At 61.5% G+C, this 23,393-nt stretch carries 19 protein-coding genes; 15 read left to right on the top strand and 4 right to left on the bottom strand.

What is annotated here, in order from left to right:
- Positions 1-69: 69 nt before the first annotated feature.
- The 3 genes from HX812_RS09910 (at position 70) to HX812_RS09900 (ending at position 3,336) form a co-directional block, all read left to right on the top strand.
- Positions 70-534, top strand: coding sequence for an LTXXQ domain-containing protein (locus HX812_RS09910; RefSeq protein WP_016975427.1), 465 nt, complete (start codon positions 70-72; stop codon positions 532-534).
- A 68-nt stretch (positions 535-602) separates the two neighbouring features.
- Positions 603-1,946, top strand: a complete 1,344-nt coding sequence (locus HX812_RS09905; protein ID WP_038851590.1) for a HAMP domain-containing sensor histidine kinase — start codon at positions 603-605, stop codon at positions 1,944-1,946.
- 40 nt (positions 1,947-1,986) lie between these two features.
- Positions 1,987-3,336: a CoA transferase gene (locus tag HX812_RS09900; protein ID WP_038851589.1), complete on the top strand. Its 1,350-nt coding sequence runs from the start codon at positions 1,987-1,989 to the stop codon at positions 3,334-3,336.
- Positions 3,337-3,450: 114 nt separating this feature from the next.
- Here the strand turns inward: HX812_RS09900 and HX812_RS09895 are convergent, their stop codons facing one another.
- Both HX812_RS09895 and arcD (HX812_RS09890) read right to left on the bottom strand, forming a co-directional pair.
- Positions 3,451-4,314 (bottom strand): DNA-3-methyladenine glycosylase, encoded by an 864-nt coding sequence (locus HX812_RS09895; RefSeq protein WP_038851588.1) that lies wholly within the window; start codon positions 4,312-4,314, stop codon positions 3,451-3,453.
- Entirely contained in the window at positions 4,311-5,738 is a 1,428-nt protein-coding gene (arcD, locus tag HX812_RS09890) for an arginine-ornithine antiporter (RefSeq protein ID WP_038851586.1), read from the bottom strand. The genes HX812_RS09895 and arcD (HX812_RS09890) overlap by 4 nt, the downstream gene beginning before the upstream one ends.
- A gap of 447 nt (positions 5,739-6,185) precedes the next feature.
- Here arcD (HX812_RS09890) and arcD (HX812_RS09885) point away from each other — a divergent pair, with 447 nt between their 5' ends.
- The 12 genes from arcD (HX812_RS09885) (at position 6,186) to HX812_RS09830 (ending at position 20,515) form a co-directional block, all read left to right on the top strand.
- Complete coding sequence (gene arcD, locus HX812_RS09885) at positions 6,186-7,613, top strand: arginine-ornithine antiporter (protein WP_038851585.1); 1,428 nt, start codon at positions 6,186-6,188, stop codon at positions 7,611-7,613.
- 33 nt (positions 7,614-7,646) lie between these two features.
- Positions 7,647-8,903 (top strand): arginine deiminase, encoded by a 1,257-nt coding sequence (gene arcA, locus HX812_RS09880; RefSeq protein ID WP_016975433.1) that lies wholly within the window; start codon positions 7,647-7,649, stop codon positions 8,901-8,903.
- A gap of 69 nt (positions 8,904-8,972) precedes the next feature.
- A complete protein-coding gene (locus HX812_RS09875; RefSeq protein ID WP_033896356.1) occupies positions 8,973-9,983 on the top strand; it encodes an ornithine carbamoyltransferase in 1,011 nt (336 codons plus the stop codon).
- A gap of 97 nt (positions 9,984-10,080) precedes the next feature.
- Positions 10,081-11,010, top strand: a complete 930-nt coding sequence (gene arcC / locus HX812_RS09870) for a carbamate kinase (protein ID WP_038851583.1) — start codon at positions 10,081-10,083, stop codon at positions 11,008-11,010.
- Positions 11,011-11,028: 18 nt separating this feature from the next.
- Complete coding sequence (locus tag HX812_RS09865) at positions 11,029-11,391, top strand: DUF5064 family protein (protein ID WP_016975436.1); 363 nt, start codon at positions 11,029-11,031, stop codon at positions 11,389-11,391.
- A gap of 208 nt (positions 11,392-11,599) precedes the next feature.
- A complete protein-coding gene (locus HX812_RS09860; protein ID WP_016975437.1) occupies positions 11,600-13,108 on the top strand; it encodes a sigma-54-dependent transcriptional regulator in 1,509 nt (502 codons plus the stop codon).
- Between the two features lie 271 nt (positions 13,109-13,379).
- A complete protein-coding gene (gcvH, locus tag HX812_RS09855) occupies positions 13,380-13,763 on the top strand; it encodes a glycine cleavage system protein GcvH (protein ID WP_010208126.1) in 384 nt (127 codons plus the stop codon).
- Between the two features lie 10 nt (positions 13,764-13,773).
- Positions 13,774-16,611, top strand: a complete 2,838-nt coding sequence (gcvP, locus tag HX812_RS09850; RefSeq protein ID WP_038849560.1) for an aminomethyl-transferring glycine dehydrogenase — start codon at positions 13,774-13,776, stop codon at positions 16,609-16,611.
- Positions 16,612-16,772: 161 nt separating this feature from the next.
- A complete protein-coding gene (locus HX812_RS09845; protein ID WP_038845983.1) occupies positions 16,773-18,149 on the top strand; it encodes an L-serine ammonia-lyase in 1,377 nt (458 codons plus the stop codon).
- Positions 18,150-18,188: 39 nt separating this feature from the next.
- Positions 18,189-19,325 carry a glycine cleavage system aminomethyltransferase GcvT gene (gene gcvT, locus HX812_RS09840; protein ID WP_038845981.1) on the top strand — a complete coding sequence of 379 codons (1,137 nt, stop codon included), beginning with the start codon at positions 18,189-18,191 and terminating at the stop codon, positions 19,323-19,325.
- Positions 19,326-19,718: 393 nt separating this feature from the next.
- Positions 19,719-19,931, top strand: coding sequence for a cold-shock protein (locus HX812_RS09835; RefSeq protein WP_003365337.1), 213 nt, complete (start codon positions 19,719-19,721; stop codon positions 19,929-19,931).
- Positions 19,932-20,026: 95 nt separating this feature from the next.
- On the top strand, positions 20,027-20,515 hold the full coding sequence (locus tag HX812_RS09830; RefSeq protein WP_033902224.1) for an RDD family protein: 489 nt from the start codon (positions 20,027-20,029) through the stop codon (positions 20,513-20,515).
- 4 nt (positions 20,516-20,519) lie between these two features.
- Here HX812_RS09830 and nadA read toward each other — a convergent pair whose 3' ends face one another.
- Positions 20,520-21,578, bottom strand: coding sequence for a quinolinate synthase NadA (gene nadA, locus HX812_RS09825; RefSeq protein ID WP_038845978.1), 1,059 nt, complete (start codon positions 21,576-21,578; stop codon positions 20,520-20,522).
- Positions 21,579-21,812: 234 nt separating this feature from the next.
- Positions 21,813-23,387, bottom strand: coding sequence for a lactate dehydrogenase (locus tag HX812_RS09820; RefSeq protein WP_235165437.1), 1,575 nt, complete (start codon positions 23,385-23,387; stop codon positions 21,813-21,815).
- Between the last annotated feature and the right edge of the window lie 6 nt (positions 23,388-23,393).

Raw genomic sequence — 23,393 nt, 5'->3', positions numbered from 1 at the left:
CGCCGCTGACCTTGATCTCCGTAATCTACTCACATCCGGACTCACCGGAATAGAGACAGGAGAATCACCATGCGCAAGACCCTTATCGCTTTGATGTTCGCCGCTGCCCTGCCCACCGTTGCCATGGCGGCAATGCCTGAAGGCCCAGGCCCGATGGGCGGCCCGGAAGGCCACATGATGGGTGGCCCGGGCCACGGCGGTGAACACGGTCCGCGTGGCAAAGGCGGCCCTTTCAGCCAACTGGACCTGAGCAAGGAACAGCGCCAGCAGATCGGCAAGTTGATGGGCGACCAATGGCACGCTCGCAAAGACCTGACCAAGAAGTACTTGGACAAACTGCCAGCCGCTGACCAGAAAGCCATGCAGGACGAAATCGCCGCCGGCAAGCAGAAAACCCAGGCGGACATTCGTGCGGTGCTCAAGCCTGACCAGCAGAAGAAATTCGACGAGATCGTCAAGCAGCAGGAACAGCGTCGCGCCGAATGGAAGGAATTCCAGGCCTGGAAAGCGCAACAGCCGCAAAAAGCGCAATAATGCACCCGCGTTAACGCTCCCAGCCCAGTGGCCACCGCCACTGGGCTTTTCCTGTTTGAGGGTTTCCTGTGCGTTCATTGTTCTGGCGCATCCTGGCCAGTTTCTGGCTGGCCATCGCCTTGGTTGCCGGGTTGTCGATCCTGCTTGGGCACATGCTCAATCAAGATGCCTGGATTCTCAGCCGTCACCCCGGCCTCAATAACCTGGCCGAAGAGTGGACCCAACTCTACGAAGCCCAGGGCGAGGACGCGGCCCAGGATCTGCTGCAACAACGCAAACGCCAGTACCACATCGACGTACAAGTGCTGAATGAAAGCGGCGAGCCGGTGGTGCGCGGCACCTTCCCGCGCCGCGCCGCCGCCTTCGAAGCGCGCCAGAATGACAGCCAGGACGGTCACCTGCCGTGGCGTCGCCTGACCGCCGAGTACACCAGCGACAAGACCGGCGACACCTACCTGCTGATCTACCGCATCCCCCACCCGGAACTCGACGCCTGGCACCGCAGCAGCCTTCTGTGGCCGTTGAGTGCACTGGCGATTGCGCTGGTCGTGCTGACCCTGTTCAGCCTGTTGGTGACGCTGTCCATCACCCGTCCCCTCAGCCGTTTACGCGGCGCGGTGCACGACCTTGGCCAAGCCACCTATCAGCAAAACAGCCTGGCGCGCCTGGCCAACCGTCGCGATGAATTCGGCGTGCTGGCCACCGATTTCAACCGCATGGGCGCCCGCCTGCAAAGCCTGATCGGCAGCCAGCGCCAGTTGCTGCGCGACGTGTCCCACGAGTTGCGCTCACCCTTGGCGCGTTTGCGTATCGCCCTGGCCCTGGCCGAACGCGCCAGCCCCGAAGAGCGGGAAAAGCTCTGGCCGCGCCTGACCCGCGAGTGCGACCGACTCGAAGCCCTGATCAGTGAAATTCTGGTACTGGCCCGCGTTGATGCCGACAACGCCAGCGCCGAAGAAGTCGACCTCACCGTCTTGCTCAAAACCTTGCAAAAAGACGCCCAGCTCGGCGCGCCGGACCAGGTGGTGCAACTGAACGCCGACACCGACCTGCACCTGAAGGGCTGGCCGACCATGATCGAACGCGCGGTGGATAACCTGCTGCGCAATGCCCAGCGCTTCAATCCACAGGGCCAACCGATTGAACTGCACGCCCAGCGTCAGGGTGATCGGATCCTGATCAGCGTGCGCGACCACGGCCCCGGCGTTGAGGCCGAACACTTGAGCCAGCTGGGCGAACCCTTCTACCGCGCCCCCGGCCAGACCGCACAAGGCCATGGCCTGGGCCTGGCGATTGCGCGTCGTGCCGCCGAACGCCATGGCGGCAGCCTGATCCTGGCCAACCATCCCGACGGCGGTTTTGTTGCCAGCATCGACCTGCCGTTGGAACCAGGGGTTGTCACACCGGCCTGATGATCTTCTATAGTGGCCCTTCTCTTACGGAGGGCCTTTGATGACTGACCTGCTGACTCCCATCCAAGCCGCACTCGCTCTACCGCAAACACCACTGACCTTTACCGAAGCCGGCGCCCTGCCCTCGACCTTCGCCGTGACTGAGCTGGCCAGCGCCAGCATCGGTGCCGCTGGCCAGGCGGTGGCGCAGTTGATCCAACAACAGACCGGGCGCCTGCCCAGCGTCACAGTGGACCGGCGCCTCGCGTCCTTTTGGTTTTCTTCTTCGATCCGCCCGGTGGGCTGGCAAGTACCGCCGCTGTGGGACCCGGTGGCCGGCGACTACGCCAGCGCCGATGGCTGGATTCGCCTGCACACCAATGCGCCCCATCACCGCGCGGCGGCCGAGCGTGTGCTGGGCAAGGTGACCGACCGGGCCGAAATGGCCGCCAAGGTTGCCAAATGGAATGCCGCCGAACTGGAACAGGCGATTGTCGATGAGGGCGGTTGCGCCGCGCAGATGCGTGACTGGCAAGCCTGGCAAGCCCACCCCCAAGGGTTGGCGGTGAATGCCGAGGAACTGGTGCAGCGCCAGACCTTTGCAACCACCACCGACAAGCCCTGGCTCGGCTCGGTTGCGCGGCCACTGGCGGGCCTCAAGGTATTGGACCTGACTCGCGTGTTGGCCGGCCCCGTCGCCAGTCGTTTTCTTGCAGGCCTGGGCGCTGACGTGCTGCGCATCGACTCGCCCACCTGGAACGAACCCGGCGTAGTACCGGAAATGACCCTGGGCAAACGCTGCGCCCGCCTGGATCTGAAAAGCCCGGAAGGCCGGCAGGTTTTCGAAGACCTGCTCAAGGAAGCGGACATCCTGTTCCACGGCTACCGCGCCGATGCCCTGGAACAGTTGGGCTACACCTGCGACGCACTGCAAACCCTCGCCCCCGGGCTGATCGACGTGAGCCTCAACGCCTACGGCTGGAGCGGCCCGTGGCGCAACCGCCGGGGTTTCGACAGCCTGGTGCAGATGAGCAGCGGAATCGCCGCCGCCGGCATGGCCTGGAAACAGTCGGACAAACCGCTGCCCCTGCCGTTGCAGGCGCTGGATCACGCCACCGGGTATTTGATGGCAGCCAGTGCGATTCAAGCATTGAGCGAACGGTTGAAGTCCGGGCGTGGTGGCGCGGCGCGGTTGTCATTGGCGCGAACGGCGAGCTTGTTGGTGGAGGCTGGACAAGTGCCGGAGCAGCCAGGGTTACGCGCCGAAGAGCCTACGGATCAAGGGGTATTGATGGAACAGACAGCCTGGGGCCAGGCACATCGAATATTGCCACCGGTGACCATCAGCGGCACGCCGTTGCAGTGGGATTTGCCGGCTGGGGAATTGGGCTCACATCGGCCTCAGTGGTGACCTTGAGTCCGCATTCGCGAGCAAGCCCGCTCCCACATTTTGACCGAGTACCTCCATGGAATGCGGTCGAATGTGGGAGCGGGCTTGCTCGCGAAGAGGCCAGTACAGGCACTCTTAATCCGCCCGCTGCAACGACGTCCACAAGTGCTGCGCCGCATACGCCCGGAGCGGGCGCCAAGCCTCAGCCCGCGCCAACAACTGCCGCGCCGAAACCGGCCCACCTTCCAATGCCACCAGCGCATTGATCAACCCGATATCCCCCGACGCAAATGCATCCGCCTCGCGCATCTGGCGCATGGCGATGTACTGCGCGGTCCAATCACCAATGCCTGGCAACGCCACCAACCGCGCCACACCGGCCTTGAGGCTGGCCTGGGGTTCGAACAATCGAGGATCATTCAGCAACGCCTGGGCCACGCCCGACAAGGTCCGCCCACGTGCCTTGGGCATGCCCAGCGTCGCCAGGTCCGCCGCCGCCAACACCTCGGAGGTGGGAAACACATGGGTGATTCCGGCATGCGGGGTTTCCAGTGGCTGGCCGTATTGAGTCACCAACTTGCCAGCCAGACGAATCGCGGCCACCACAGTGATTTGCTGGCCCAGCACCGCGCGAATCGCCAGTTCCAGGCCATCCCAGGTGCCCGGCACACGCAAGCCCGGACGCGCTGCGACCAGTTGCGCCATCAACGGGTCCGTCGCCAGTTGCGGGTTGATCAACTGGGGTTGGGCATCCAGATCAAACATCGTGCGCAGGCGCCGTTCGATTTCAGGCAGCGCTGCCGCTTCTGGAAAATCCACCTCCACGTCGAGCCAATCGCCATCCCCCATTGCCACACTGATCCAGCCCTGCTGCCCACCGAGGCTGATACTGCGCCGGTACACGCCCGCCTCGACCGTCTCCATCCCGCCGATCGCCCGCGCCGACAGAAACCCCACCATTGCCGCCCAGTCGTAGGGCGGCTGATACGCCAGTTTCACAACGACAATACCCCGCTGTACAACCCATACGCCGCCAGCCCTGCGCCGGCGATCACGCAGCTGAAAATGCCTTTTTCCATGAGGGTGAACAAGGGCTGGCCCTGCTCACGCTTGGCGAGGGCAAACAGGATCACGCCCGGCGCATACAACAACGCCGACAGCAGCAGGTATTTCAAGCCCCCGGCGTAGAGCAGCCACACCGCGTAGCCGAGGGCAATCAGGCCGACCAGCAGGTCCTTCATCCGTTGGCCGTGGGCGCCTTCATAGGTTTCGCCGCGCCCGCTCAACAGCACCGCATAGGCCGCCGACCACAGGTAGGGCACCAGGATCATCGACGAGGCCAGGTAGATCAGGGTGGTGTAGGTGCTGTGGGAAAACAGCGTGATCACCAGGAACAGCTGGATCATCACATTGGTCAGCCACAGCGCATTGACCGGCACCTGATTGACGTTTTCCTTTTTCAGGAAGGCCGGCATGGTCTTGTCATGGGCGGTGGCGTAGAGGATTTCCGCGCAGAGCAGCGCCCACGACAATAAGGCGCCGAGTAGAGACACTGCCAAACCGATGCTGATCGCCATCGCCCCCCAGGGGCCGACGATATGTTCCAGCACACCCGCCAGGGACGGGTTTTGTAATTGCGCCAGTTCCGGTTGGCTCATGATGCCCAACGACAGCACGTTCACCAGCACCAGCAACGCCAGCACACCCAGGAAGCCGATCACCGTGGCGCGGCCCACATCCGAGCGTTTCTCAGCCCGCGCCGAGTAGACACTGGCGCCTTCGATGCCGATAAACACAAACACGGTGACCAGCATCATGTTGCGCACCTGGTCCACCACGCTGCCGATCTTCGGGTTGCCCAGGCCCCAGATATCGCGGGTGAAGATATCCGCCTTGAACGCCACGGCGGCGATCACGATGAACATCAGCAGCGGCACAATCTTGGCCACGGTGGTGATCTGGTTGATGAACGCCGCCTCCTTGATTCCGCGCATCACCAGGAAATGCACGGCCCACAGCAGCAGCGACGCACAGCCGATGGCCACCGGTGTGTTGCCCTGGCCGAACACCGGAAAAAAGTAGCCGAGGGTACTAAATAGCAACACGAAATAACCCACGTTGCCCATCCAGGCGCTGATCCAGTAGCCCCAAGCCGATGAAAAACCCATGTAGTCGCCGAAACCCGCCTTGGCGTAGGCGTACACCCCCGAATCCAGCTCGGGCTTGCGGTTGGCCAAGGTCTGGAACACGAATGCCAGGGTCAACATGCCGACGGCGGTGATTGCCCAACCGATCAGCACGGCCCCCACCTCGGCGCGGGCAGCCATGTTCTGCGGCAAGGAAAAAATCCCACCGCCGATCATCGAGCCCACCACCAGGGCGATCAAGGCGCTGAGTCGAAGTTTCTGGGCCGGTTGGGACATACACACTCCTGGTCAATAACTGTTTGAGCCGACAACCGTGCACTCAACTAATTAACTCAGCGAGTGTAGCGTTTATTAGAGAAGGCGATAAACCTGACAGGTTCATAACGTAATGGCATGTCGGTTATACACAATTAGGCTTATTTAGAATTTAAATACTGCCCACGCATTACGCTTATAGCGCTTTGGTGAAACTTCGTTCAAAAAGTTTGCACATCTGGAAATACGGTCTAGCTTCAAACGTCCACGGACCTGACTAATAGATTAACCATAAAGCGAGAGAGGCGCTCTGCAAAGCACCTCTCCGAGGATTTATATCGCCCACGAGTTTCCAGCCTAAGTCATTAATTCACAATGGAATGTGCCAATGAAGTGATCTGAGTCAGCTGTTTGAATAGCGCACGGAATTATTCTGTGGTCTCTCTTCTCCTGCATTGGAGTTATGCAATGTCTGAATCTCCCGGAAAACTTCGACTCGGCGCACTGGTTGCACTTGTCGTGGGCTCGATGATTGGCGGCGGGATCTTCTCACTGCCGCAGAACATGGCCGCCAGCGCCGACGTCGGCGCGGTGTTGATTGGTTGGGTGATTACCGCCATCGGCATGTTGACCCTCGCTTTCGTATTCCAGACCCTCGCCAACCGCAAGCCCGACCTCGACGGCGGCGTGTATGCCTACGCCAAGGCCGGGTTCGGCGACTACATGGGTTTCTCGTCTGCCTGGGGTTACTGGATCAGTGCCTGGCTGGGCAACGTCGGTTACTTCGTGTTGCTATTTAGCACCCTCGGTTACTTCTTCCCGCTATTTGGAGAGGGAAATACCCCTGCTGCAGTGATCGGTGCCTCGGCGCTGCTGTGGGCCGTGCATTTCCTGGTATTGCGCGGCATCAAGGAAGCGGCGTTCATCAACCTGGTGACCACCGTCGCCAAGGTCGTGCCGCTGGTGCTGTTCGTGTTGATCGCACTGTTTGCGTTCAAGCTGGAGATCTTCACCGCTGACATCTGGGGCGTGAAAAACCCCGACCTGGGCAGTGTGATGAACCAGGTACGCAACATGATGCTGGTCACCGTCTGGGTGTTCATCGGCATCGAAGGCGCGAGCATCTTCTCGTCTCGTGCGGAAAAACGCTCCGACGTGGGCAAGGCCACCGTGATCGGCTTTATCACCGTGCTGCTGTTCCTGATGCTGGTGAACGTGCTGTCCCTGGGCATCATGACCCAACCGGAACTGGCCAAGCTGCAAAACCCGTCGATGGCCGCCGTGCTGGAGCATGTGGTAGGCCACTGGGGCGCGGTGCTGATCAGCGTCGGCCTGATCATCTCGCTGCTGGGGGCGCTACTGTCGTGGGTGCTGCTGTGTGCGGAGATCATGTTCGCCGCCGCCAAGGACCACACCATGCCGGAGTTCCTGCGCAAGGAGAACGCCAACCATGTGCCGGTCAACGCCCTGTGGCTGACCAACGCCATGGTGCAACTGTTCCTGGTGATCACGCTGTTTTCCGCCAGCACTTACCTGTCGCTGATCTACCTCGCCACCTCGATGATCCTGGTGCCTTACCTGTGGTCGGCGGCCTACGCGCTGCTGCTGGCGGTGCGCGGCGAGACCTACGAGAACGCCCTGAAAGAGCGCAAGAAAGACCTGTTCATCGGCGCCATTGCCCTGATCTACGCGATCTGGCTGCTCTACGCCGGCGGCACCAAATACCTGCTGCTCTCCGCCCTGCTCTACGCCCCCGGCGCAATCCTGTTCGCCAAGGCCAAGCGTGAACTGGGCAAACCGATTTTCACCAACGTCGAGAAGCTGATTTTCGCCGCAGTGGTCATTGGCGCCCTGGTGGCGGCCTATGGGCTCTACGACGGTTTCCTGACCCTGTAACACCTGAATCTTTTGTTCACTGGAGGATCTGTAATGACCACGGAAAAAGTGAAGTACGGCGTACATTCCGAAGCCGGCAAACTGCGCAAAGTCATGGTGTGCTCCCCAGGCTTGGCCCACCAGCGGCTGACCCCCAACAACTGCGATGAACTGCTGTTCGATGACGTGCTGTGGGTGGCCCAGGCCAAGCGTGACCACTTCGACTTCGTGACCAAGATGCGCGAGCGGGATATTGATGTGCTGGAAATGCACAACCTGCTCACCGACATCGTCGCCATCCCCGACGCGCTGGACTGGATCCTGGAACGCAAGATCACCGCCAACACCGTCGGCCTGGGCCTGGTGGATGAAGTCAGCTCCTGGCTGCGCAGCCTGGAGCCGCGCAAAATCAGTGAGTTCCTGATTGGTGGCGTGTCCGCCGATGACCTGCCGAGCAGCTTCGGTGGCAAGACCATCGAGATGTTCCGCGATTTCCTCGGGCATTCCAGCTTCATCCTGCCGCCACTGCCCAACACCCAGTTCACCCGTGACACCACCTGCTGGATCTACGGCGGCGTGACGCTGAACCCGATGTACTGGCCGGCGCGACGCCAGGAGACCCTGCTGACCACCGCCATTTACAAATTCCACCCCGAGTTCACCAACGCCGACTTCCAGATCTGGTACGGCGACCCCGACCAGGAACACGGCGCCTCCACCCTGGAAGGCGGCGACGTGATGCCCATCGGCAACGGCGTGGTCCTGATTGGCATGGGCGAGCGTTCGTCGCATCAGGCCATCGGTCAACTGGCGCGCAACCTGTTCAAGAACAAGGCAGTGGAAAAAGTCATCGTGGCCGGCCTGCCGAAATCCCGCGCCGCGATGCACCTGGACACCGTGTTCAGCTTCTGCGACCGCGACCTGGTCACCATCTTCCCCGAAGTGGTCAACCAGATCGTCGCCTTCACCCTGCGCCCTGACGAGAGCAAGCCTCACGGCATCGATATCCAACGCGAGAAAACCAACTTCCTCGACACCGTCGCCGCCGCCCTCGGCCTCAAGGCCCTGCGCGTCGTCGAAACCGGCGGCAACAGCTTCGCCGCTGAACGCGAGCAGTGGGACGACGGCAACAACGTGGTGGCCGTGGAGCCAGGTGTGGTGATCGGTTACGACCGCAACACCTACACCAACACCCTGCTGCGCAAGGCCGGTGTGGAAGTCATCACCATCAGTGCCGGTGAACTGGGCCGTGGCCGTGGCGGCGGCCACTGCATGACCTGCCCGATCATCCGCGACCCTATCGACTACTAAACGACCATCCACCCGGCGGCGCATATCCCGCGCCGACCGGGCCGATTACCGAATCCAAGGAGAATCATCATGGCGTTCAACATTCACAACCGCAGCCTGCTCAGCCTGGAACACCACACTCCGCGCGAGCTGCGCTACCTGCTGGACCTGTCCCGCGACCTCAAGCGCGCCAAGTACACCGGCACCGAACAGCAACACCTCAAAGGCAACAACATCGCGCTGATCTTCGAAAAAACCTCCACCCGCACCCGCTGCGCCTTCGAAGTGGCCGCCTATGACCAAGGCGCCAACGTCACCTACATCGACCCGGGCTCCTCGCAGATCGGCCACAAGGAAAGCATGAAGGACACCGCCCGCGTACTCGGGCGCATGTATGACGCCATCGAATACCGTGGCTTCAAGCAGGAGATCGTCGAAGAGCTGGCCAAGTTTGCCGGCGTGCCGGTGTTCAACGGACTGACCGATGAATATCACCCGACCCAGATGATCGCCGACGTGCTGACCATGCGTGAACACGCCGACAAGCCGATCCACGAGATCAGCTACGCGTACCTTGGCGATGCCCGCAACAACATGGGCAACTCGCTGCTGCTGGTGGGCGCCAAGCTCGGCATGGACGTGCGTATTTGCGCGCCTAAAGCCCTGTGGCCCCACGATGACCTGGTCGGCCGCTGCAAGAAATACGCAGAAGAAAGCGGCGCGCGCATCACCCTCACCGAAGACCCGAAAGCGGCGGTCAAAGGCGTGGACTTCATCCACACCGACGTGTGGGTATCGATGGGTGAGCCCGTGGAAGCCTGGGCCGAGCGCATCGAACAACTACTGCCATACCAAGTGAACGCCGAGCTGATGAAAGCCACCGGCAACCCACGCACCAAGTTCATGCACTGCCTGCCGGCGTTCCACAACAGCGATACCAAAGTCGGCAAGCAGATTGCCGAGCAGTATCCGCACCTGGCCAATGGCATTGAAGTGACAGACGACGTGTTCGAGTCGCCGGCCTGCATCGCCTTCGAGCAAGCGGAAAACCGCATGCACACCATCAAGGCGATCCTGGTGTCGACCCTGGCCGACCTGTAAATAACTGAAGGAATACGGGGCAAATGTGGGAGCGGGCTTGCCCGCTCCCACATTGAGTCCCGTGTTCGCAACGCAGAATTACTGAAGGACAGACGCTATGCGTATCGTCGTTGCACTGGGCGGTAACGCCCTGCTCCGCCGTGGTGAACCCATGACTGCGGACAACCAACGCGCCAATATCCGAATTGCCACCGAACAGATCGCCAAGATCCACGCCGGCAACGAGCTGGTGATCGCTCACGGCAATGGCCCGCAGGTCGGCCTGCTGTCGTTGCAGGCGGCGGCCTACACCCAGGTCTCGCCGTACCCACTGGACGTGCTCGGCGCCGAGACCGAAGGCATGATCGGCTACATCATCGAACAGGAACTGGGCAACCTGCTGGACTTCGAAGTACCCTTCGCCACCCTGCTCACCCAGGTCGAAGTGGACGCCAAGGACCCGGCGTTCAAGAACCCGACCAAGCCTATCGGCCCGGTGTACTCCAAGGCCGAAGCGGAGAAACTCGCCGCCGAAAAAGGCTGGGCCATTGCACCGGACGGCGACAAGTACCGTCGCGTGGTCGCCAGCCCGCGCCCTAAACGCATCTTTGAAATCCGCCCGATCAAGTGGCTGCTGGAAAAAAGCAGCATCGTGATCTGCGCAGGTGGCGGCGGCATCCCTACGATGTACGGCGAGGACGGCAAGCTCAAGGGCATCGAAGCGGTGATCGACAAGGACCTGTGTTCGTCGCTGCTGGCCTCGCAGTTGGAAGCCGATCTGCTGGTGATCGCCACCGACGTCAACGCGGCTTTTATCGATTTCGGCAAACCGACCCAAAAGGCCATCGGCCAGGCCCACCCCGACGAAATGGAAAAACTCGGTTTCGCCGCCGGCTCCATGGGGCCCAAGGTACAAGCTGCCTGCGAGTTCGCCCGCCAGACTGGCAAAACCGCCGTCATCGGTTCACTCTCGGACATCGAAGCCATCGTCCAGGGCAGCGCCGGTACACGCATCAGCACGGCAAAACCTGGCATCACCTATCTGTGAAGTAGAGGAGAGACGCCTATGGCCACCTTTGAACCGGGTCACTTGCACGTTGAACGCCACGCGCTGAATGCGCAGGACTACAGCTACAACCTGTGTATCGACTACGAAGTCAGCCAGGACCCCAAGGAAGGCAAGGGCATGCTGTTCAAGCTGCATGGCTCGGTGCAGGGCAAGGACCTCAAGGAAGAGTTCTTCCTGCCCAAGGACCAGGCGTTCGACTTTGCGCGGCATGCGATGAACATTGCGCAGAAGTACGGCATGCCGAAGATCGCCGTGTTGAACGGCGCGATGCACAAGCAGTACGACTTGATGTTCGAGGATGTGCGGCATCAGTTGGATGTGAAGCCGGGTGATCCGGTCAAGCCGGAACATTTGGAGTAAGAACAACGCAAATCCCTGTGGGAGCGGGCTTTTGTGGCGAGGGAGCTTGCTCCCGCTGGAGTGCGAAGCGCTCCCAGAATCTTGGGGCCGCTACGCAGCCCAGCGGGAGCAAGCTCCCTCGCCACAAAAGCCAGCTCCCACATTTTGATCTCCATCGTCAGCAAGGCATACTTGCCACCTCTCGCACCACAGAACCAAACGCCATCCCATGCGTATCCACGTCAGCTTCATCGACCGCGTCGGCATCACCCAGGAAGTCCTGGCCCTGCTCGGTGGGCGCAATCTCAACCTGGATGCGGTGGAAATGGTACCGCCCAACGTCTACATCGACGCGCCGACCCTGAGCGCCGAGGTGCTCGAAGAACTGCGCGACGCGCTGTTCAGCGTACAGGGCGTGCAAGCGGTGACCGTGGTGGACATCCTCCCCGGCCAACGTCGCCACCTGCAACTTGACGCCCTGTTGGCCGCCATGACCGACCCGGTGCTGGCGTTGGACAGCGCGGGCAAGATCCTGCTGGCCAACCCGGCGCTGATCGCCTTGTATGGTCGCGAGCCGGCGGGCGAAAGCATCAGCGAACTGTTCAATGACCCGAAGCTGCTCGACACCCTGCTGGAGCAAGGCTTTCGCTTGCCGCTGCGCGAGATCAGCGTCAACGGCCAGACCCTGCTGCTGGACGCCACGCCGATCACTGACGCCGGCGCCCTGCTCACCCTCTACCAACCCAACCGCATCGGCGAACAGCTTTCGGCGCTGCACCATGACCATGCCGAAGGCTTTGACGCGCTGCTCGGTGAATCCCCGGTCATCCGCACGCTCAAGGCCCGCGCCCAGCGGGTAGCGGCGTTGGATGCCCCGTTGTTGATCCAGGGCGAAACCGGCACCGGCAAAGAGCTGGTGGCACGCGCCTGCCATGCGATCAGCGCGCGCCACAGTGCGCCCTTCCTCGCCTTGAACTGCGCGGCGCTGCCGGAGAACCTCGCGGAAAGCGAGTTGTTCGGTTATGCACCGGGCGCCTTTACCGGCGCGCAACGCGGTGGCAAGCCGGGGCTGATGGAGTTGGCCAACCAGGGCACGGTGTTTCTGGATGAGATCGGTGAGATGTCGCCGTACTTGCAGGCCAAGCTGCTGCGGTTTCTCAACGACGGCAGCTTCCGCCGCGTGGGCGGCGACCGTGAAGTGAAGGTCAATGTGCGCATCCTCAGCGCCACCCACCGCGACCTGGAAAAAATGGTCAGCGAAGGCACCTTTCGCGAAGACCTGTTCTATCGCCTCAACGTGCTCAACGTCGAAGTACCGCCATTGCGCGCACGCGGCCAGGACATCCTGTTGCTGGCCCGCTACTTCATGCAGCAGGCCTGTGCGCAGATCCAACGACCCGTCTGCCGCCTGGCACCCGGCACGTACCCAGCGCTGCTCGGCAACCGCTGGCCGGGCAACGTTCGGCAACTGCAGAACGTGATCTTCCGCGCCGCCGCCATCTGCGAAAGCAGCCTGGTGGACATTGGCGACCTGGACATCGCCGGCACGTCAGTGGCGCGCCAGAGCGACGGTGAAATCGACAGCCTCGAACAGGCGGTGGAAGACTTCGAGCGCAACCTGCTGGAAACGCTATACACCAGCTACCCCTCGACGCGCCAACTGGCCAGCCGGTTGCAGACCTCGCACACGGCGATTGCCCATCGCCTGCGCAAGTACGGCATCCCGAATAAGGTCTGAGAACGACATCGGCTGTACTGAAAGCGCTACAGCGTAACGATATCGATACAACCCTGTTTTTTGCGCGCCATGCAAGGCTTTGATCCGCATAGGCTTTTTTTCCTGCGCCCAGCTGTAGCGAAATCGCTACAGTCATAATGCATAACGCTATAACCAATTTTATTAACTCATTGATTTATAACGTTTAAATAAGATTGGCCGCGATATTGCTAAGCAACTCCCCATTATTCCAATCCCGTCCACCAGACGAATCTGGCCTTGAGGAGTTTCCATGAGCGAGTTGCGTTTCACTGAAGATCACGAATGGCTGCGCGCCGAAGCTGACGGCAGCGTCACCGTGGGTATCACCGCTTTCGCGCAGAACGCGCTGGGTGATGTGGTTTTCGTGCAACTGCCGGAGTTGCAGGCCTATGACAAGGGCGCCGAAGCGTCCACCGTTGAGTCGGTCAAAGCGGCCAGCGGCGTGTACATGCCTTTGGACGGTGAAGTCCTTGAAGTGAACGACAAATTGGATGGCAGCCCGGAGCTGGTCAACGAAGACCCGATGGGCGAAGGTTGGTTCTTCCGCTTTAAGCCGGCCGATGCCGGTGCAGTCGCTAAACTGTTGGATCAGGATGCGTATGACCGCCTGATCAAAGCCAACGCTGAAGCCTGAGGAGCGCGCCATGTCGATCAACATCAGCACCGCCAACGAATTCATCGCCCGCCACATCGGCCCGCGCCAGGAAGATGAGCAGCAGATGCTCGCAAGCCTGGGCTTCGACTCCCTGGAAGCGCTGAGCGCCAGCGTGATCCCGGAAAGCATCAAGGGCACCAGCGTGCTCGGCCTGGAAGACGGCCTGAGCGAAGCCGAGGCCCTGGCCAAGATCAAGGCCATCGCCGGCAAGAACCAACTGTTCAAGACCTACATCGGCCAGGGTTACTACAACTGCCACACGCCGTCGCCGATCCTGCGCAACCTGCTGGAAAACCCGGCCTGGTACACCGCTTACACCCCGTACCAACCCGAGATTTCCCAGGGCCGCCTGGAAGCGCTGCTGAACTTCCAGACCCTGATCAGCGACCTCACCGGCCTGCCGATTGCCAACGCCTCCCTGCTCGACGAAGCCACCGCCGCCGCCGAAGCCATGACCTTCTGCAAGCGCCTGAGCAAGAACAAGGGCAGCAACGCCTTCTTCGCCTCGATCCACAGCCACCCGCAAACCCTCGACGTGCTGCGCACCCGTGCCGAGCCTTTGGGCATCGACGTGGTGGTGGGCGATGAACGCGAACTGACCGACGTCAGCCCGTTCTTCGGCGCCCTGCTGCAATACCCGGCGAGCAACGGTGATGTGTTCGACTACCGCGCACTGACCGAGCGCTTCCACGCCGCCAACGCCCTGGTGGCCGTGGCCGCCGACCTGCTGGCCCTGACCTTGCTGGCCCCGCCGGGCGAATTCGGCGCCGACGTGGCCATCGGCAGCGCGCAACGCTTCGGCGTGCCGCTGGGCTTTGGTGGCCCGCACGCGGCGTATTTCTCGACCAAGGATGCGTTCAAACGCGACATGCCGGGCCGCCTGGTAGGAGTGTCCGTCGACCGTTTCGGCAAGCCGGCCCTGCGCCTGGCCATGCAGACCCGCGAGCAACATATCCGCCGCGAGAAAGCCACGTCGAACATCTGCACCGCCCAAGTGCTGCTGGCCAACATCGCCAGCATGTACGCCGTGTACCACGGCCCCAAAGGCCTGACCCAGATTGCCCAGCGTGTGCACCAGCTGACCGCGATCCTGGCCAAGGGCCTGACCGCCCTGGGCTTGAAGGTCGAGCAGGAACACTTCTTCGACACCCTCACCCTCAACACCGGCGCCAACACCGCCGCGCTGCACGACAAGGCGCGCGCCCAGCGCATCAACCTGCGTGTGGTGGATGGTGAGCGTGTAGGTGTGTCGGTGGACGAAACCACCACCCAGGCCGATATCGAAACCCTGTGGGCGATCTTTGCCGACGGCAAGCCCCTGCCCGCTTTCGCCCAGACGGAAAGCACGCTGCCAGCCGCCCTACTGCGCCAGTCGCCCGTCCTCAGCCACCCGGTCTTCAACCGTTATCACTCCGAAACCGAGCTGATGCGCTACCTGCGCAAGCTGGCCGACAAGGACCTGGCGCTGGACCGCACCATGATCCCGCTGGGCTCGTGCACCATGAAGCTCAACGCCGCCAGCGAAATGATCCCGGTGACCTGGGCCGAGTTCGGTGCCCTGCACCCGTTCGCCCCGGCCGAACAAAGCGCCGGCTACCTGGAGCTGACCTCCGACCTGGAAGCCATGCTCTGCGCCGCCACCGGTTACGACGCGATCTCCCTGCAGCCGAACGCCGGTTCCCAGGGCGAGTACGCGGGCCTCTTGGCCATTCGTGCCTATCACCAGAGCCGTGGCGATGAGCGCCGCGACATCTGCCTGATTCCCTCGTCGGCCCACGGCACCAACCCGGCCACCGCCAACATGGCGGGCATGCGCGTGGTCGTGACTGCGTGCGATGCACGCGGCAACGTCGACATCGAAGACCTGCGCGCCAAGGCCATCGAGCACCGCGACCACCTGGCCGCGCTGATGATCACCTACCCGTCCACTCACGGCGTGTTCGAAGAAGGCATCCGCGAAATCTGCGGCATCATTCACGACAACGGCGGCCAGGTGTACATCGACGGCGCCAACATGAACGCCATGGTCGGCCTATGCGCACCGGGCAAATTCGGTGGCGACGTGTCCCACCTGAACCTGCACAAGACCTTCTGCATCCCTCACGGCGGTGGCGGCCCAGGCGTCGGCCCGATTGGCGTCAAGTCGCACCTCACGCCGTTCCTGCCCGGCCACGCGGCCATGGAACGCAAGGAAGGCGCGGTGTGTGCGGCGCCATTCGGCAGCGCGAGCATTTTGCCGATCACCTGGATGTACATCAGCATGATGGGCGGTGCGGGCCTCAAGCGCGCGTCGCAGCTGGCGATCCTGAATGCCAACTACATCTCCCGTCGCCTGGAAGAGCACTACCCCGTGCTCTACACCGGCAGCAACGGCCTGGTGGCGCACGAATGCATCCTGGATCTGCGCCCCCTCAAAGACAGCAGCGGCATCAGCGTGGACGACGTGGCCAAGCGCCTGATCGACTTCGGCTTCCATGCGCCGACCATGTCGTTCCCGGTGGCCGGCACCTTGATGATCGAGCCGACCGAAAGCGAATCCAAGGAAGAACTGGACCGCTTCTGCAACGCGATGATCGCCATCCGCGAAGAAATCCGCGCGGTGGAAAACGGTACCTTGGACAAGGACGACAACCCGCTGAAGAACGCGCCGCACACCGCTGCTGAACTGGTGAGTGAGTGGACCCACCCGTACACCCGCGAGCAGGCGGTGTACCCGGTGCCGTCGTTGATCGAAGGCAAGTACTGGCCGCCGGTTGGGCGTGTGGATAACGTGTTTGGTGATCGCAACCTGGTGTGTGCGTGCCCGTCGATCGAGAGCTACGCATAACCTGAGACTGTACTCGGTCAAAAATGTGGGAGCGGGCTTGCTCGCGAATGCGGTCTGTCAGTTGATACAACTGTGATTGACCCACCGCTTTCGCGAGCAAGCCCGCTCCCACATTTGACCGAGCCAGGCTTAGAAAAATAATAAGAAACCGGAGAACAACCATGTCCCTTAGCGTGTTCGACCTGTTCAAGATTGGCGTCGGCCCCTCCAGTTCCCACACCGTTGGCCCGATGCGTGCCGCCGCTCGGTTCGTCGAGGGCCTCAAGCGTGACAGCCTGTTGAGCGCCACCACCAGCATCAAGGTGGAACTCTACGGATCGCTGGGCGCCACCGGTAAAGGCCACGGCAGCGACAAGGCTGTGTTGCTCGGCCTGGAAGGCGAACACCCGGACACCGTGAATACCGAAACCGTGGCCACCCGCCTGGCGCAGATGCGCAAGGACGGCCGCTTGAACCTGCTCGGCGAACACAGCATTGCGTTCAACGAGAAAGAACACTTGGCGATGATTCGCAAACCCCTCGCCTACCATCCCAACGGCATGATTTTCCGTGCCTTCGACGCCGCCACTATCCAGATCCGCAGCCGCGAGTACTACTCGGTCGGTGGTGGGTTTGTGGTGGATGAAGACGCCGCCGGCGCCGACCGGATTGTCGAGGACGCCACACCGCTGACCTTCCCCTTCAAGCATGCCAAAGACCTCCTCAGCCATTGCACCACCTACGGGCTGTCCATCAGCCAGGTGATGCTGACCAACGAGAGCGCCTGGCGCCCGGAGGCGGAAACCCGCGCCGGGCTGCTGAAGATCTGGCAAGTGATGCAGGACTGTGTGGACGCGGGCTGTCGCAACGAAGGGATTCTGCCCGGCGGCCTGAAGGTCAAGCGTCGCGCCGCGGCCCTGCATCGCCAGCTGTGCAAACACCCGGAGTCGGCGCTGCGCGACCCATTGTCGGTACTCGACTGGGTCAACCTTTACGCCCTGGCCGTCAATGAAGAAAACGCCAACGGCGGCCGCGTGGTCACGGCGCCCACCAACGGCGCGGCGGGCATCGTGCCGGCGGTGCTGCATTACTACATGCGCTTTATCCCCGGCGCGAACGAAGACGGTGTGGTGCGCTTCCTGCTCACCGCCGCTGCCATCGGCATTCTGTACAAGGAAAACGCGTCGATCTCCGGCGCCGAAGTCGGCTGTCAGGGCGAGGTCGGCGTGGCCTGTTCCATGGCCGCCGGAGCGTTGTGCGAAGTCCTGGGCGGCAGCGTTTCCCAGGTGGAGAACGCCGCTGAGATCGGCATGGAACACAACCTCGGCCTGACCTGCGACCCGATTGGCGGGCTGGTGCAGGTGCCGTGCATCGAGCGCAATGCGATGGGCTCGGTCAAGGCGATCAATGCGGTGCGCATGGCCTTGCGCGGCGATGGGCAGCACTTTGTGTCCCTCGACAAGGTCATCCGCACCATGCGCCAGACCGGCGCCGACATGAAAAGCAAATACAAGGAAACCGCCCGTGGCGGTTTAGCGGTCAACATTATCGAGTGCTGACGCCTAACGGCGCGCCAGCACGTTTTTCAGGAGCTGAATATGTCCACCGAAACCCTGTTGAAAACCCCTCTGCACGCCCTGCACATCGAACTCGGCGCGCGCATGGTGCCCTTCGCCGGCTACGACATGCCGGTGCAATACCCGTTGGGCGTGATGAAGGAACACCTGCACACCCGTGATCAGGCCGGACTGTTCGACGTGTCCCACATGGGCCAGATCCGCCTCACCGGCGCCAATGCCGCCAAGGCACTGGAAACCCTGGTGCCGGTCGACATCATCGACCTGCCGGTGGGCATGCAGCGCTACGCGATGTTCACCAACGACCAGGGCGGTATTCTCGATGACCTGATGGTGGCCAACCTGGGTAACGACGAACTGTTCCTGGTGGTCAACGCCGCCTGCAAGGACCAGGACCTGGCCCACCTGCGCCAACATATCGGCGACCAGTGCACCATCGAGCCACTGTTCGAAGAGCGCGCGTTGCTGGCCCTGCAAGGCCCGGCGGCGGTGAAGGTACTGGCGCGCCTGGCACCGGAAGTCACCAAGATGACCTTCATGCAGTTCGCCACGCTGCGCCTGCTGGGCGTGGACTGCTACGTCAGCCGCTCGGGCTACACCGGCGAAGACGGCTTTGAAATCTCCGTGCCCGCCGCCAATGCCGAAAGCCTCGCGCGCAGCCTGCTGGCCGAGACCGAAGTACAGGCCATCGGCCTGGGCGCCCGCGACTCGCTGCGCCTGGAAGCCGGCCTGTGCCTGTATGGCCATGACATGAACACCGACACCACACCGATCGAAGCCAGCCTGCTGTGGGCGATCTCCAAGGCCCGTCGTGCCGACGGCGCCCGTGCCGGTGGCTTCCCGGGTGCCGACAAGATCTTCACCCAGCAGCAAACCGGTGTGAACCGCAAACGTGTAGGTCTGTTGCCGCAAGAACGCACGCTGGTGCGTGAAGGCGCAGAAATCGTCGACGCCGACGGCACCGTGATCGGCACCGTGATCGGCAGCGTGTGCAGCGGCGGTTTCGGTCCGACCCTCGGCGGCCCGCTGGCCATGGGTTACCTGGACAGTGCTTTTACTGCACTGGATACCGAAGTCTCTGCGTTGGTACGTGGGAAAAAGGTGCCACTACGTGTAAGTAAAATGCCATTTGTGCCACAACGTTACTACCGTGGTTGATTGACTGTTTCTATAAGTAACGCGATTGCGTTAAAGCGCACTAATTTGTAACGCAATCGCCATAAAACAGTGCACTACCGATAGTCTTTCCTATAGGAATCAAGCTATAACAAGTGATCAACTCTATCGAATAAGTCGGATCCATAATATTCACCCAAGTGTCATAAGCCCCAGCAAAACCTGGGCTTTTGGCAGGGCTTGTTTTTTCTCCACTAGTTGGCGTAGAGTTTGCCCACTGTGTTTGCATGGGTCGCTTGGAACCTGGACCTGGGCAGTAGCTGAAGTAGTTGTGCTACAACCCGTTCGACGTCTCTTACTTTCCTGCAACCCAGCCCAGTACTCTTTCCTGCGAAAGGGGCTGTCATTAATTTTTAGCGTCAAGGAAATAAGAAAATGGCTGAACGTCAGAGCGGTACCGTCAAGTGGTTTAACGACGAGAAAGGGTTTGGTTTTATCACTCCAGAAAGCGGTCCGGATCTGTTCGTGCATTTCCGCGCTATTCAGGGCAACGGCTTCAAGAGCCTGAAAGAAGGCCAGAAAGTGACGTTCGTTGCTGTGCAAGGCCAAAAAGGCATGCAGGCTGACGAAGTACAAGCGGAAGGTTGATCCCTCCTGCGACAAAAAGCCCCTGATGGTGACATCAGGGGCTTTTTTATGTGCGTTTGCTCGTAAAATGGCTTTTTTCACAAGAGAGCCCTGCCATGTCAAAACCCCTGCTGAGCCCTCAAGGCGAATTTCCCGCCGTTGGCCTGGGCCGTCGCCTGGCAGCGATGTTCTATGACTTTCTGTTGTGCACTGCCCTGCTGATCGTTACCGCGTTCGTCTACAAACTGATCTGGATCGCGTTTGTCGGTGAAGCGAAAATGCGCACCCTCACCGAATCCGGCGCGCTGGACGGCGACCCGTTGCTGTCGACGATTCTGCTGTTCGTGCTGTTCGGCTTTTTCGCCAAGTTCTGGACCCATTCCGGGCAGACCCTGGGCATGCAGGTGTGGGGCGTGCGCGTGCAGAATGCCGATGGCTCACGGATCAGCCTGTGGCAGGCGCTGTTGCGCTTTGTGGTGTCGATTGCGTCGTGGTTGTGCGTGGGGCTGGGGTTTATCTGGTCGCTGGTTGATAAGCGCAAACGCAGCTGGCATGACATCTATTCCGACAGCCAGCTGGTTCGCATCCCCAAACAGAAAAAGTAACGACTCAGGCGTTGCCGGCCAGTTTCAGGCGGGCAGCCTGAGTGAAATCAAGCATGCGCTTGAGCGGGCGCACGGCCTGCGGGATCACTGAGGGCTCGACGAAGATCTCGTTGCTGCCCTCGCGCAGGCACTGCAGCGTGCGCTCCAGCGTGTTCATCGCCATCCACGGACAATGTGCGCAACTGCGGCACGCCGCGCCATTGCCGGCGGTAGGCGCCTCGACAAAGACCTTGTCCGGGCACAGCTGCTGCATCTTGTAGAAGATGCCGCGGTCGGTGGCGACGATGAAGGTCTTGTTCGGCAGGCGCTGGGCAGCCGCAATCAACTGGCTGGTCGAACCTACGGCGTCTGCCAGTTCAATCACCGAGGTCGGCGACTCTGGGTGCACCAAAATCGCTGCATCCGGGTACAGCGCCTTCATGTCTTCAAGCTGCTTGGACTTGAACTCTTCGTGGACGATGCAGGCACCGTCCCACAGCAGCATGTCAGCACCGGTCTGGCGCTGGATGTACGTGCCCAGGTGCTTGTCCGGGCCCCAGATAATTGTCTCGCCGTTGTCCATCAGGCTTTCGACGATTTCCAGCGCGCAACTGGATGTCACCACCCAATCCGCCCGGGCTTTGACCGCCGCCGAGGTGTTGGCGTACACCACCACGGTGCGCTCGGGATGTTGGTCGCAGAACGCCGAGAACTCCTCCACCGGGCAACCCAGGTCCAGGGAACACGTGGCTTCCAGGGTGGGCATGAGGATGCGTTTTTCGGGGGTGAGGATCTTGGCGGTCTCGCCCATGAAACGCACGCCGGCGACCAATACGGTCTTGGCCGGGTGGGCAGCGCCGAAGCGAGCCATTTCCAGGGAGTCGGAGACGCAGCCGCCGGTTTCTTCGGCCAGGGCCTGGATCACCGGGTCACAGTAGAAGTGGGCGACCAGCACCGCGTCTTGAGCCTTGAGCTCGGCGGCGATGGCGGTACGCAGGTTCGCCTCTTCAGCGGCGCTGAGGGCCTTGGGCTGCTTGGCGTCGAGGTGGGCTTGAACCAGAAGGCGTTCGGAAATTTGCGTCATGTTCGCAAGACCTGCAGGCGCAGTTGCGCGAAAGTCGAGTGTACCACCGGCTCTGGAGCCCTTCGGGCGCCGCCGGACGAAGTGATTGTGTTCATCAAGCACGGGTTAAGGTGAAGCTGCGCAAGGCTACAGAATATCCAAGGGTTTCAAAAGCCTAATCTGGCATTCGTCGGTGCGTCTGCCGGGCAAAAAAAAGGCGCCTCCATCACTGGAGACGCCTTTTTTACAGCCGCGTCAGCGTGCCAGTGCGGACGGATCTTCCTGCAACATTACCGAAGCATGCAGGCTGGCCAGGGCCTCCTTGACAGTGGACTCCTCCAGCGCATCCTTGGACTTCTTGCTTTCCTTGGCCGCGTATTCGAGCAACACCAGATAGTCGCGCTTGACCGACGCCTCTTTCGGCACCGTGGTGTCTTCCACCAACTTGCCCATCACATATTGCTGCGTGCGGGTGTTCTGGCTGGCACTTTGATCGAGCGTTGCACTGGCCAGCAGGCCGTCCTTGTAGGAGAGCTTGGCCGAACTGCTGGCCTTGTCCTGCACTTGTACGTAGCGATAATTCTGCGACTCTGCATTGCCGTCCAGGGCAGGCGCTTTGCCGCCCTTGAGCCCCTTATGGAAACTCGCGGAGAGGCTCGACTGCTGGTCCTGGCTGACACTGCGATCCAACAGGCTGTTGCCGCCGACGCGGGTCTTTTGCGAGACCTCGTAGGCGAAGCTGTCCACCTCAGACGGGCGCATCGGGTTGGGCGATTCGCTGGCCTGTTTGATGGATGCCTTGAAGTCCGCCAAGCCGGTCAGCAAGCCCTGGTCGGTCGAGTTACGCGTCAACGCTTCGGGCAGGGTAACGCCCTGTGGATAATGGCTGTTCATGGCGCTGAAGGCGTCTTTGAACATCGCCATCAGCTCTGGCTTGGCACTGCCGCGCTCCTGCGCCCGGTCGAATTGGGCGAGATAGCTTTGCAGGGCCTTGGCTTGTTGTTTGGCGTTACCGATGATCGCGGCGTTTTTCAGGTCGACGGCCAGGTTCAGCTCGCCGAGCGGGCCACTCATGCGGGTGGTGCGGCTTTGGCTATCGGCATGGAAGGCCAGGCTCAGGTCCTGGCCGTCCAGGGATTTGAGCGTGGCATTGAGGTCCACCGACGCCAGCAGCTTGGTGTCAAACTGCGTCAGTTGGCTCAGGTCGAGCTTCGGTGGCATTGCCGTCAACCCATCCACGGCGGACTGGAAGGCGCTGCCCAATTTGCCGACGGCCTTGAGCTCCTCATCGGTCAAGGTGCCACCGTCTACCGTCGCTTGCACACCCAGGCCATCGGTCTGGCTCGAGAGGCTGAAGGTGACGGTCTTGCCGCTGGCGGTCTTGATGCTGAGGCTGATCAAATTGTCGGCCTTGGTGTGCAGCAGGCCCTGATCAACTTTGATTTCACCCGCGTTCGCCGCGCGGTCGGCACTCGCGAACATCACCGACTGGGAAACCGCTGCCCCGCCCTTGGCGAACTGCGCAATCAGGCCGGCGCCCAAGCCACTGAAGCGGTTGGCCGTCGACTGCGAATTGAAGTTGGTGTTGAGCGATTTGCTGAGCGCGTCCTGGCTGTCACTTTCCCAGGCGCGCACGGTTTCTTGACCCGGTAATTGTCCGCGACGGGAATAGGTGTCGGAAAGCGTATCGGAGACGACGTTGCCCAGGCTGACGACTGCAGAGGGCCTCTTCAGGCTGACTTCAACGTTGTGCGTCAGGGTTGCAGGCGGCGTTTCTGTCGGACGGGCGATAAGCGTATTGCCGGTATTAATAGGCGAAAGCGTGGTCATGACGAT

Origin of the sequence: Pseudomonas sp. IPO3749, from assembly GCF_013386605.1 — a bacterium.
In the GTDB taxonomy this organism is placed as follows: domain Bacteria; phylum Pseudomonadota; class Gammaproteobacteria; order Pseudomonadales; family Pseudomonadaceae; genus Aquipseudomonas; species Aquipseudomonas azotoformans_A.
This window is presented reverse-complemented; position numbering and strand designations above follow the sequence as displayed.

What these genes read in the sequence shown, in the direction of transcription:
- HX812_RS09845 (WP_038845983.1), top strand. Translation starts at nt 16,773, where the DNA reads ATGTCCCTTAGCGTGTTCGACCTGTTCAAGATTGGCGTCGGCCCCTCC.
- HX812_RS09910 (WP_016975427.1), top strand. Translation starts at nt 70, where the DNA reads ATGCGCAAGACCCTTATCGCTTTGATGTTCGCCGCTGCCCTGCCCACC.
- HX812_RS09820 (WP_235165437.1), bottom strand. Translation starts at nt 23,387, where the DNA reads ATGACCACGCTTTCGCCTATTAATACCGGCAATACGCTTATCGCCCGT.
- arcD (WP_038851586.1), bottom strand. Translation starts at nt 5,738, where the DNA reads ATGTCCCAACCGGCCCAGAAACTTCGACTCAGCGCCTTGATCGCCCTG.
- gcvP (WP_038849560.1), top strand. Translation starts at nt 13,774, where the DNA reads ATGTCGATCAACATCAGCACCGCCAACGAATTCATCGCCCGCCACATC.
- gcvH (WP_010208126.1), top strand. Translation starts at nt 13,380, where the DNA reads ATGAGCGAGTTGCGTTTCACTGAAGATCACGAATGGCTGCGCGCCGAA.
- HX812_RS09875 (WP_033896356.1), top strand. Translation starts at nt 8,973, where the DNA reads ATGGCGTTCAACATTCACAACCGCAGCCTGCTCAGCCTGGAACACCAC.
- HX812_RS09835 (WP_003365337.1), top strand. Translation starts at nt 19,719, where the DNA reads ATGGCTGAACGTCAGAGCGGTACCGTCAAGTGGTTTAACGACGAGAAA.
- HX812_RS09865 (WP_016975436.1), top strand. Translation starts at nt 11,029, where the DNA reads ATGGCCACCTTTGAACCGGGTCACTTGCACGTTGAACGCCACGCGCTG.
- HX812_RS09860 (WP_016975437.1), top strand. Translation starts at nt 11,600, where the DNA reads ATGCGTATCCACGTCAGCTTCATCGACCGCGTCGGCATCACCCAGGAA.
- arcC (WP_038851583.1), top strand. Translation starts at nt 10,081, where the DNA reads ATGCGTATCGTCGTTGCACTGGGCGGTAACGCCCTGCTCCGCCGTGGT.
- nadA (WP_038845978.1), bottom strand. Translation starts at nt 21,578, where the DNA reads ATGACGCAAATTTCCGAACGCCTTCTGGTTCAAGCCCACCTCGACGCC.
- arcA (WP_016975433.1), top strand. Translation starts at nt 7,647, where the DNA reads ATGACCACGGAAAAAGTGAAGTACGGCGTACATTCCGAAGCCGGCAAA.
- HX812_RS09830 (WP_033902224.1), top strand. Translation starts at nt 20,027, where the DNA reads ATGTCAAAACCCCTGCTGAGCCCTCAAGGCGAATTTCCCGCCGTTGGC.
- gcvT (WP_038845981.1), top strand. Translation starts at nt 18,189, where the DNA reads ATGTCCACCGAAACCCTGTTGAAAACCCCTCTGCACGCCCTGCACATC.
- arcD (WP_038851585.1), top strand. Translation starts at nt 6,186, where the DNA reads ATGTCTGAATCTCCCGGAAAACTTCGACTCGGCGCACTGGTTGCACTT.
- HX812_RS09900 (WP_038851589.1), top strand. Translation starts at nt 1,987, where the DNA reads ATGACTGACCTGCTGACTCCCATCCAAGCCGCACTCGCTCTACCGCAA.